The sequence below is a fragment of the Oceanobacillus sp. HCA-5259 genome (assembly GCF_037892815.1).
GTDB lineage: Bacteria > Bacillota > Bacilli > Bacillales > Amphibacillaceae > Oceanobacillus > Oceanobacillus indicireducens.
This window is the reverse complement of record NZ_JBBKBV010000001.1, coordinates 260,920-272,173: the sequence shown is the minus strand read 5'-3', so window position 1 is coordinate 272,173 and position 11,254 is coordinate 260,920. Positions and strand designations below refer to the sequence as shown.

9 protein-coding genes and 1 riboswitch are annotated in these 11,254 nt (G+C 42.6%); of the genes, 5 read left to right on the top strand and 4 right to left on the bottom strand.

The features are described from left to right. Positions 1–220 precede the first annotated feature (220 nt). Both WKU33_RS01205 and mgtE read left to right on the top strand, forming a co-directional pair. A complete protein-coding gene (locus WKU33_RS01205; RefSeq protein WP_232334277.1) occupies positions 221–2,251 on the top strand; it encodes a transglycosylase domain-containing protein in 2,031 nt (676 codons plus the stop codon). Between the two features lie 110 nt (positions 2,252–2,361). After that, positions 2,362–2,528, top strand: a riboswitch (M-box (ykoK) riboswitch). A gap of 547 nt (positions 2,529–3,075) precedes the next feature. Next, complete coding sequence (gene mgtE / locus WKU33_RS01200; protein WP_156854197.1) at positions 3,076–4,437, top strand: magnesium transporter; 1,362 nt, start codon at positions 3,076–3,078, stop codon at positions 4,435–4,437. Positions 4,438–4,634: 197 nt separating this feature from the next. On the opposite strand, the gene WKU33_RS01195 is transcribed toward mgtE, so the two are convergent. The 3 genes from WKU33_RS01195 to WKU33_RS01185 all read right to left on the bottom strand — a co-directional run bounded on the left by WKU33_RS01195 (position 4,635) and on the right by WKU33_RS01185 (position 7,046). Then, positions 4,635–5,147 (bottom strand): YwhD family protein, encoded by a 513-nt coding sequence (locus WKU33_RS01195; protein WP_156854195.1) that lies wholly within the window; start codon positions 5,145–5,147, stop codon positions 4,635–4,637. 92 nt (positions 5,148–5,239) lie between these two features. Beyond that, positions 5,240–5,737, bottom strand: a complete 498-nt coding sequence (locus WKU33_RS01190) for a YwgA family protein (protein ID WP_156854193.1) — start codon at positions 5,735–5,737, stop codon at positions 5,240–5,242. Then, positions 5,727–7,046 (bottom strand): HD domain-containing protein, encoded by a 1,320-nt coding sequence (locus tag WKU33_RS01185; protein WP_156854191.1) that lies wholly within the window; start codon positions 7,044–7,046, stop codon positions 5,727–5,729. The genes WKU33_RS01190 and WKU33_RS01185 overlap by 11 nt, the downstream gene beginning before the upstream one ends. Before the next feature lie 82 nt (positions 7,047–7,128). Here WKU33_RS01185 and WKU33_RS01180 point away from each other — a divergent pair, with 82 nt between their 5' ends. Beyond that, the gene (locus WKU33_RS01180; RefSeq protein ID WP_156854189.1) at positions 7,129–7,971 is read left to right on the top strand and encodes a lipoate--protein ligase family protein; all 843 of its coding nucleotides are present in this window, start codon (positions 7,129–7,131) and stop codon (positions 7,969–7,971) included. Positions 7,972–8,388: 417 nt separating this feature from the next. Here the strand turns inward: WKU33_RS01180 and pta are convergent, their stop codons facing one another. Continuing rightward, complete coding sequence (gene pta / locus WKU33_RS01175) at positions 8,389–9,357, bottom strand: phosphate acetyltransferase (RefSeq protein WP_188855809.1); 969 nt, start codon at positions 9,355–9,357, stop codon at positions 8,389–8,391. A 405-nt stretch (positions 9,358–9,762) separates the two neighbouring features. Between pta and hemQ the strand changes: the two genes are divergently transcribed. Continuing rightward, entirely contained in the window at positions 9,763–10,512 is a 750-nt protein-coding gene (gene hemQ / locus WKU33_RS01170; protein WP_156854185.1) for a hydrogen peroxide-dependent heme synthase, read from the top strand. A gap of 154 nt (positions 10,513–10,666) precedes the next feature. After that, a complete protein-coding gene (gerQ, locus tag WKU33_RS01165) occupies positions 10,667–11,116 on the top strand; it encodes a spore coat protein GerQ (RefSeq protein ID WP_156854183.1) in 450 nt (149 codons plus the stop codon). Positions 11,117–11,254: the final 138 nt, after the last annotated feature.

Sequence of the window (11,254 nt, the reverse complement as noted above, 5' to 3'; positions counted from 1 at the left end):
AAAAAATGCACCACGATCATGCAGTCTATATACTTTTGGAGGAATTATTTTGGTTAAAGTTGGTATTATTACAGGAAGCACGAGTAGCTTTGAAAACCGTAAGAGAATTAACGAGTTTGATACACAAGGAATGGGGCGTCCTCCTTTCTTTTTTATTGTTTAAAATCGGCCAATTTCTCCCATACTGTAAAAAAAGCTAGGTTTAGGGAGCTGGGTGTCAGTGAAGAGGCGAAGAAAGCATCGGTTGCTGTGGCGGTTGGTGCGGCTCGGTATTTATATGGTCATAGCGCTTATTCTTTTTGCAGTTTTTTTCTTAGCATTCATTTACCTCTTGGGACCACCCCCAATGGGAGCGGAGCAGGATACGAAGATTTACAGCAGGGATGATGCGGTAATTGGAATTGAGAGCGGGATACGGAACCAGTATTGGGTCGAGAAGGAAGATCTATCGGAAAAAGTGATTGCTGCAACGATTTTAATCGAAGACCATCATTTTTATGAGCATCATGGTTTTGATTTCATACGTATTGGCGGAGCGATTATTAAAAATATCCGTTCTGGTTCACTCCGGGAAGGTGCGAGTACGATTACCCAACAGCTCGCTCGGAATTTATATTTGACCCATGAAAAGACATGGATCCGGAAGTTGAAAGAAGCGTTTTATACCGTGCGGCTTGAGATGCATTATACGAAAGATGAGATCCTGGAAGGGTATTTGAACACGATTTATTACGGTCATGGTGCTTACGGGATTGAGGCGGCGAGTGAGTATTTCTTCGGTAAACCGCAAACGGACCTGTCGTACGCGGAGACAGCGATGCTTGTTGGGATTCCTAAGGGACCGACCTATTATTCGCCTTTTAATAACGAAGCAAATGCCGAAGCACGAAAAGAATTGATTTTAAAGCGTTTATGGCAAGAAAAGATAATCGATGACGCAACATATCATACGGCAATTAGAGAAAAACTTGAGTACCGAACGGATAAAGATGAAGGACGCGAGGAATTTGCCGGGCATTTCCAGGACATGGCGATGAAAGAGGCAGCTGCGATTCTTGGAGTAACGGAGCAATTAATTCGCGCGGGTGGTTATGAGCTCTATACGACGATTGATGAAACCGTTCAGGAACAGGTAGAAACGGCCATGAAGGAAATTATTCCAGAAACGACAGAACTAGAGGCGGGGGTTTTCTCTGTAGATATCCATTCAGGAGAAGTCCTCGCCCTTGCTGGTGGAAGAAGCTATCAGGCAAGTGAATTTAATCGGGTACGGAATGCTTTTCGGATGCCAGGGTCAAGTTTCAAACCTTTTTTATATTATGCTGCACTGGAAAACGGCTTTACACCACTGACGAAATTGATGAGCGAACCGACTACATTCCGGCTCGAGAATGGGAACGTGTATGAGCCGGGAAATTTCAATCATTATTATGCTTATGGGCCTATTACACTCGCCGAAGCAATCGCCCTTTCCGATAATGTGTATGCCGTTCGCACAGGTCTGCAGCTTGGTATCGAACGGTTCATTGATACTGCGCAAATTTTTGGTTTTGAAAAAGAGTTGCCTGCCGTCCCTTCCCTTGCGCTTGGGACAGCGTCTGTTACGTTAGAAGAGCTTGTCACAGCTTACGGGATGCTTGGAAATGGAGGAAAAGAGCTGGAAACATATACGATTCGAAAAATCACGGACAAAAATGGCCAGGTACTATATGAGCGAAAAAGTTCAAACGGACGACAAGTATTGAATGAGCAGACGAGTTTTATTTTGACCCAGCTGCTTACCGGGATTTTCGAACCGAAGCTGAATGGCTATATGCCGGTCACTGGAAGTCCGATTTCCCATCATCTAACAAGACTCTATGCGGGTAAATCCGGGACGACAGAGGCCGATAACTGGATGATCGGTTATAGTCCTTCTGTTGTGACCGGTGTATGGACCGGATATGATGACCACCGCGTTATTACAGCAGTGCAAGAAACGACGTATGCGAAAGAGATTTGGGCCCGTGTGATGGAAAAGGCACATGAAGGGGAACAGCAGGAAAACTTCCCTATCCCAGATGGTGTCGTTGGGGTTCCGATTGATCTTGAGACAGGTTTACGGGCGACTCCCTATTGCGGAGAAAGCCTTATGATGTATTTTAAAAAAGGGACGGAACCAGTTGATTATTGTGAGCCAACAATTGCCCCGGAACAGGAAGATAATGATGATGGATTTTTCAAAAAATGGTTTCAGCTGTTGTTCGAGTAGCTTTTTACTTTCGAGTCTTTGAAAAATATTTTAAGACACGGGAGGTGCAGTAACTTTTCGGTAAGGTTGACTAATGCCCAGAATACCTGTACCATTGTATTCGTATGTAAATAGACCTTCGTTAGGTAAGGCTCCTGTGTTGGAGATACGCTACTGCCCAAAAATGTCCAAAGACGCCAATGGGTCAACAGGAACCATCGACATAAGGTGGTTTTTAATGTAGCTGGATATGATTCCTATGCCACACAGTGCTAAAGCTCTACGATTGGAGGATATTTGATAAGCTTTTTTAACTGTGTTCGTAATCAGAACTCTTCTTAATTATGCTTTTTTCAATACACCTTCTAGCCGTAGAAGGTGTATTTTTATTTTTATGAACAAAGGCGCAAGCGCCCGTTTAGCAACGTACAAACTGGAGCACTCCGGAATGAGATAAAGGAAACATGCCCCTTTAGGGGTATGCCGATGTTGGGCTTTAGCCCGTATTTAAGCGGCCCTCCTTTAGTTTTGAGTTGATGTTGACTTATCGATTGGAGGAGTGTGAAGTTTGGGACTGCGCACTGCTCGTCCCACCAAAAGATCTGCTAGTTGCTGGGCGCTGGAGCCGGACGTGGCTAACCCTGGATACCTAAGATATCACAGCATTTTAATTTGTAGTTTCTTATATATTTAGAAAGGATGTGGGATAGATTGGATCTTATTCCCGAACCCAATTCGGAATCATATTTTTGTTGCATGATGGAAAAGTTAAAACAATTCAGGAGTCTATTCTCACATATTTTTTTATTTTAGTAGATTGACTCCTGTCAAAGGAGGAAATTACGATGGTTAAACTAACCAAAAAAACACGGGAACAATATACAAAATTAATTTTAGATACTTTAGATGCTGGCGATAAGGAAAAGTTTCGAGATACTTTCTTAGACTTACATCCATCCGATCAACTCGATATTTTCGTAAAATTGGATGGTGACGCTAGGTCGCGGGGGTATTCCTATCTTACACCAGGGGAATTTGCAGAGATTTTTGGCGGATTAGACATAAGCGACCAAAAGCTTTTCTTTTTAGAATTGGATGAAGACTACTCTATTCGTATGTTTAATCAAATGTTTACAGACGATGTTGTGAACTTTTTGACAGAAATTAATAGTGAACGAGCTGAAGATATTTTACTCCAAATGGATAAAGAAAAGGCCGAGAAGATAAAAGCTTTGCTGTCCTATGCTCCTAAAACTGCTGGAGCGATTATGACAAAAGAACTGATCAGTATCTCGTCTACAGATACTGCTGCCGATGTATTAGAGATGCTTAGAAAAGAGGCTCCAAGTGCCGAAAGTATTTATTATCTTTATGTAGTCGATTGTGAGGGAATACTAGTAGGGGTCGTCTCCTTGAGGGACTTGATCATCGCTGCTCCCGACGAGGTAATAAAAGATATTATGACTACAAGAACAGTGTCTGTTCCAGAGGATATGGATCAGGAAGATGTTGGCCGGATGATTAAGAAGTATGACTTTCTTGCCGCTCCTGTTGTTTCCAAAGATAATCATCTACTTGGTATTGTTACATTTGATGATGTCATGGATATCCTTGAAGAAGAAGTTACAGAAGACTTTGGAGAAATTTCAGCTACCAAAGGGGCCACAGATTTGACATTAAGTCCATTTACAGCCGCAAAAAAACGTGCGCCTTGGATTATCATTCTCATGCTCTTTGGATTAGTTACCGGTGGTGTAATCAGACAATTTGAGGAAACACTTGAAGCTGTCGTCGTGCTTGCTGCTTTTATTCCTATGATTATGGGTTCTGCGGGAAATATCGGAACGCAATCACTAGCTGTTGCAGTGCGTGGACTAGCACTTGAGACGATTGAAGACGGAGGATTCTGGAAAATGATTAGGCGGGAATTCAGTACAGGAATTCTAATTGGAATTATATGTATGGCACTGATCAGCGTTATGATTACCATTATATTTGGTAACTGGATGGTAGCATTAATTGTCGGTGTGTCCATCCTCTGTACATTCGGTATTTCGGCTGTCATTGGTTCAACTATCCCATTAATCATTAATAAACTAAAACTTGATCCAGCAATTGCATCCGGTCCTTTCATTACAACTGTTAATGACATAGTCGGTCTGCTTATTTATTTCTCAATTGCGACTTCTTTAATGGCGTATCTTTAACAAAGGCGCAGAGCGGACGTGGCTAGTCCTCTCATAAAAAGTAACCAACGAGCAGTGAATGTCCAGTTCAGCTGCTGTTGGTTACTTTTTTGTCCTAGTAATACATTAACGTCCATGTATACTCATTTTACAAATTCCCACGTTAAAGTACAACTTTTTATATCCATTTTTAACATCCGTCACAATTTGTTCACTTTTTATAGAGAGAGGGCTTTTTTCAATTCATCCGAGGAGTTGTTCCACATTTCTTCGTTGAATTCCCTTAAGTAATCACCCAACAGCTTTTTCGAATGGTCATCCATATGGTCGACGACAATCTTCCCTTTTAAAGATTGTTCCATATGTTTCACATGTTCGCCCATTGATTTATAGGCGCGCTTGATTTCCCGGTCGACACGAATCTCACTCGCAGCAACTCCGGCGTAATATGTTCCTTGATCATTGCGATCAAGGTTCACCCACACGATCCAGTACAGCTTCCCATTCGGCACTTCTTCTTTATTCGGTATCCATTTCACCCGGCGCTCGACATCACTCCGCGCATGCATCGCGGCCATGTCAACATATGCTTTATTTTCATTCGGGTCAACGATAATGGATGACATGTTTTCGAGGCTGATCACCCCAGCTCCATATCCACCGTGCCCGTCGGTTGAGTCATCTTTAATGATCGTAAAACGATTTTTCTTTTTCTTCTGTTCATCGTTCATTTGAATAACTCCCTTCCTGATATTTTAAGTTGGGACATGGGGTCAGAGCACCTGTCCCAATCTGGGACAAGTGCTCTGACCCCATGTCCCAGTCACGTGCTGCGTATTTGTTTGATGAATTGGTAGGCTTCGTTTATTTCTGCTTCGGTGAAGTTTTGTTTTGGTTTCATTTGGTGCAGTTTTTCAATCTGCTCGCGCTTATCCAGATGTTCAAAGAAAAGAATCGTGGATACGAGTTCGAGAAATCTGGAACTTCGCAACTGGAGCAGTTCCGTTTTATCCGTAATGTCTGGCATATCGAGGGTGAATTGCTTAAGAAAATCCTCTCCCGCCTTTGTGACATCATAATGATACTGGAAATAATTTGCTTTATCTTCCCGCGTCTCTTCTATAAATCCAAGATTACAAAGCTCCTCTACCCGTAAAGTCAGTTCTTCGGAATAAGGTCCGTAGAAATGAAATTGGTATTTCTCTTCGAACGGGACCGCAGATTTTTGTAAAATATAAATCATCTTCTGTAACTTTTTCCTCCCAGTGACTCCACCTGTCAACTGGAAAAAGTGAATTAATTTTGCATGGTTAATCAACATTGCTACTCTCTCCCTGCCCATAAAGAATTTCCAAAATCGCATTCCTAACCCGCTTGTCTGTCAGGGCCTTCAGCAAATCCTCGGGGAAATATAATTTATGATCGGTCCGTTTTTTCCCTGAAATGGATTCGACAATATCGGAATGCCGGGATAATTCCTTCAGATTCCCATTTGGCATCTGTAAGTGGATTGGCAACCGTTCTTCCTCTTCCCCAGGCCGGTAAAAATCATACGGCAAATCAGAGGAAGAATCAACGACTAAATAGTATTCCGGATCAATGCCCGCTTGCTTGAACAGCCTCATGAGTTCCATGTAGTCATTCATTTGCAAATTCGGATTGAATTCCACATATTTAAGCAACCGGCGATTCATAAACCGCTCACAGAGATCACTTAGAATAGCATCATCTTCCTCTTGCCAGAGGTGAAAATAGTACTGGACGATGGTTTCATCGAGTTTCACATAATCTGCTAGCGTTACATTTTCCTCGAAAAAGGAAATAAAATGAGTCGGTTCCAGTTTGAATTCATAATCCGGATCTTGGTAGAGCGCTTTTGCCCGCCCGAAGATTTTCGATAAAATTACCTCGGCACTGCGGGTAACCGGATGGAAATATACTTGCCAGTACATCTGATAACGGCTCATAATATAGTCTTCCACCGCATGCATCCCGGTCGATTTAATAACGACCTGATCTTCAATCGGACGCATGACACGCAAAATCCGTTCCATATCAAAATGACCGTAGCTCACTCCCGTATAATAGGCATCCCGCTGGAGATAATCCATCCGGTCCGCATCAATTTGACTGGAGATCAAGCTAACAACAAGTTGGTCTTCATATGTTTTCCCAATTACATCGGCAACACGGTTCGGAAAGTCAGGGCCCACCTTCTGTAAGACCTCATTTACTTTCGTATCCCCGACGATAATCGCTTGTGTGAAGTACTCGTGATCCAGTTTGAAAACCTTCTCGAAGGAATGGGAGAACGGACCGTGGCCTAAATCGTGAAGCAGTGCTGCAGAGAGGCATAGCAAGCGTTCTTCGTTATTCCAATGCTCGCGGCCTTTAAAATTATTAAGGATCCGCCGGACGATTTCATAGACCCCGAGGGAATGGTTGAAACGGCTATGTTCTGCACCATGGAAGGTCAGATTCGTTGTGCCAAGCTGTTTGATCCGTCGCAACCGCTGGAACTCTGGGGTAGCGATCAAATCCCAGATGACACGGTCCCGAACATGCACATACCGGTGAACCGGATCTTTAAAAACCTTCTCCTCTGATAATTGTTCATCTTTATATGCCAAATTTTCCACCCGTTTCTTTTCGGTCATTGTTCATTATATTATATAATAGATTCGTACAGGAAAAAAGGATAAGGAGATAACGATGAAAAATTGGGATGAAATAATAAATTATGAAACATTTCGCTATATAGATCATACCAAACTTAAGGAATTCGAGGGGAAACCGAATTCGGCAATCACTTCCTTTGCGATCGATGACTCGATTGCGACAGCGGTAAGTGAGAAAAAGTCCCCTCCTGCAATTCGGCTTTGGGCGCATCCGAAAACGATTGTACTCGGAATCCCGGATGGCAGGCTTCCTTTTATTGATGAAGGTGTTTCTTATTTGCAAAGCTTAGGATATCATGTGATGATACGGAATTCCGGTGGGCTTGCGGTGGCACTTGATGAACATGTGCTGAATTTATCCCTTGTCATACCCGATGTAAAGCATGTCTCCATTCACGATGCATATGACGCGATGTTCCAGTTCGTCCAGCATATGTTCCGCGATTTGACGGCAAATATTGCAGCGTACGAAATCGTCGGCTCTTATTGTCCCGGGGATTATGATTTAAGTATTAACGGGGTAAAATTCGCCGGCATCTCTCAGCGTCGGATTAAGGATGCTGCGGCAATTCAAATCTATTTGGATGTGAGTGGTGATAGTAAGAAGCGCGCACGTCATATTCAGAAGTTTTACAAGTTGAGCAAGAAAGATGAAGAAACAACATTCGTTTATCCTGAGGTGAAGCCAGAAGTGATGGGGTCCCTTTCTGAACTATTGAATTATCCGCTGACGGTCGAGGATGTGAAGCAGCGAACCCTTGATGCTTTAAAGGAATTGAGCGGTGAAATCATTACTACCGAGTTTTCAGAACTGGAAAAGGAAACCTTCATAAAAAGGTACGAACAAATGGTAAAACGAAATGAAAGAATTAAATAAAAGGATAGGGAGCGAGAAAAGGAAGGTGCAGCTGTTCGAGCGATTAGAGAGCTTGTAATCAAACGAACGAGAGAGGGTCACAGCTGTTCGAGCGATTAAAGAGCTTGTAATCAAATGAACAAGAGAGGATCACACTTGTTCGACCGATTAGAGAGATTGTAATCAAATGAACAAGAAGATTGTCACAGCCTTTCGAGCGACTAAAGGACGCCTAAGCTTCCAAATTCGTATCTCCTTCATGTGCGCAGAATTAAAAAGCAGTGAACCAACATATGGTCCACTGCTTGCATTATTTTTATAAAATACGAAATCAATATTCTACCAATCCCTTGTTCCGTCTGCTCGAGCTGATAAGCAAGCTGGGTCAGAGGTGTTCCCCACTTCAAGTGGGACAACACCTCTGACCCCATGTCCCAATTATGCTTGGGCGGCGGTGATGATTGCTAGTTTGTAGACGTCTTCTGTGCTACAGCCTCGGGATAGGTCGTTTACTGGTTTGTTCAATCCTTGTAGAATCGGTCCTACCGCTTCAAAGTTACCGAGACGTTCTGCGATTTTGTAGCCGATGTTTCCAGCTTCAAGGCTTGGGAATACAAAAACATTCGCGTCCCCTTTGATTTCTGAATCTGGAGCTTTTTTCGCGGCAACGCTTGGTACGAAGGCTGCGTCGAATTGGAATTCACCATCAATGACGAGCTCTGGATTATTTTCTTTCGCTATTTGAAGCGCCTCTGCTACACGCTCTGTTTCTTCTGATTTTGCCGATCCTTTTGTAGAGAAGCTTAGCATTGCTACACGTGGATCAATTCCGAAGAGATCTGCTGTGGTTGCACTTTCTGCGGCAATTTCTGCAAGATCGTTTGCGTCAGGTGCAATATTGATAGCACAGTCGGCAAATACATATTTTTCCTCATTTCGGACCATAATGAATACACCGGAAGTTTTCTTCACTCCAGGTTTTGTTTTGATGATTTGTAATGCAGGACGCACGGTGTCTGATGTGGAATGAACCGCTCCACTTACAAGACCATCTGCTTCTCCCTGATACACAAGCATCGTCCCGAAATAATTCTCGGTCTGTAAGATTTCTCTTGCGCTTTCCGGGGTGGCTTTTCCTTTACGGCGCTCGACAAAGGCATCCACCATCGCGGCGAATTCCGAATAATTCGTTGGGTCAACAATCTTACATCCGCTAATATCAAAGGATAAGGATGCTGCCTTGTCTTTAATTGCAGCTTCTTCTCCAATTAGTACAGGGGTAAGAATGCCCTCCCCCGCTAGCTTCGATGCTGCTTCAAGAATACGCTCATCTAAGCTTTCTGGGAATACAATTTTTTTATTTGCAGCTGATACTTTCGGTTTTAGTTGTTCGAATATATCGCTCATATTATTGCCTCCACTAAAATTGACTTTAATTTTATTTTACGCGATTCGACTTGAGATTTAAAGAAATAACCATTGAGGGAGTGCAGATATTCGACAAAGTAATGACAGACACGTTCCGAGGTGAATCAACATTCGTAAATATGTTATAGTAAAACCAGAATTCATTAATTTAAGGTAATGTTCAAATAGGAGGATAAAAAGGACCGAGGTCGGCTAAGAGCGCAACGTCCTGTTGCAACGCCGACACTAGCACGTCCTATGCGTCGAAATTCGAGGCGGCGAAGCTTTGAGCACCGGAATGTACGTCAGTAGGTACATGAGGAGCGAAAAAGCAAGCCAACGAAGAAGTTCGAAGTGTCATTTTTACCGGACTTTTTGAACAACCTCTATAAGGGAGAGATCATAATGGCTGAAGCAGTAGTAACCATGGATGGTTGGTGTAAGTTACATGATACACGTACTTTTGATTGGTCGACATGGAAATTAACATCAGAAGAAGAACGCAATGCGGCAATTCAAGAATTTCAAGAATTAATGAAGAAATGGGATGCTGTTGAAGCAGATAAAGCAGGCAGTCAATCCGTTTATAAAGTTATTGGAAACAAAGCAGATTTACTATTTATTTTCCTGCGTCCGACAATGGATGAGTTAGAAGAGATTAAGCGTGATATTAATAGATCAAAATTAGGTGATTTCCTTATCCCGAGTCATTCGTATGTGTCCATCGTCGAAATGACGATGCATAATCCAATGGAGGAAGGGAAAGACCGGGAGCTATCTCCTCAAGTTGAAGCAAGATTGAAACCAATTTTACCGAAATGGGAGTATGCTTGTTTCTATCCGATGAATCGTCGTCGCGAGCAAAATGCAAACTGGTTTGAAATTTCAAAAGCAGAACGTACTCGCCTGCTTTATGAGCATGGAATGACAGGTCGTAAGTATGCTGGAAAAGTAAAGGAAATTATTAGCGGATCTATTGGGCTTGATGAGTGGGAATGGTGTGTGACATTGTTTGCGCACGACCCATTGCAGTTCAAAAAGATTGTTTATGAAATGCGTTTTGATGAAGTGACGACAAAATACGGCGAATTTGGTGACTTCATCATCGGTGCATACTTGCCAAATGATGATTTCGCAGAATACTTTAGTTTATAAGAGTTTGTATCAAGGGTCCGGAACTTGAAATATAAGTTCCGGGCTTTTTTTGTCATCATTTTGCCCAACTCACATACATATAATTAGTGAATATTCATCCTGACTGTCCGAATGTTTATCATTAATCTTGTTTTATATGAGGAGGTTTTTCAAAATGAGTGAGGAAAAAGAAATAAATCAGAATCAAGAGGAACAAAGCTTTTATAATTATCCTAACCAGGTGTATTATCCGCAGCAACAACAGCAGACTTACGGATTCTACCCGATGTATCCTGCTGTTCGGCAAATGACACCCCCGCAGCAACAAGCAGGAAGCCATGGCATGCTTCCGCTCCAGCAATCGTATATTGAAAATATTTTACGTTTAAATCGCGGGAAAATGGCAACCGTCCATATGACATTTGAAGGGAATAATAGCCGTACTTTTACGGGGATCATCGAAGCTGCGGGGAGAGATCATATTATCTTAAGCGAAGAAGGAACCGGCCGTCGCGTGCTTTTACTCATGGTCTACTTGGATTATGTCACCTTTAACGAAGAAATCAACTACGACTACCCCTTCGCCGCAACGGGTCAACAATTAGCCAACTTCCCACCACGATAAAAACAATAAAGGCGCAGATTCGGACGTGGCTAGCCCTGGATACCTCCTAGGTTAGCCACAGCATTTTTATTTCATCGTACGCTATGCAATAAAATAGGATGGCAAGTTAATTTGCCATCCTCATCTTTCAATAAAGGG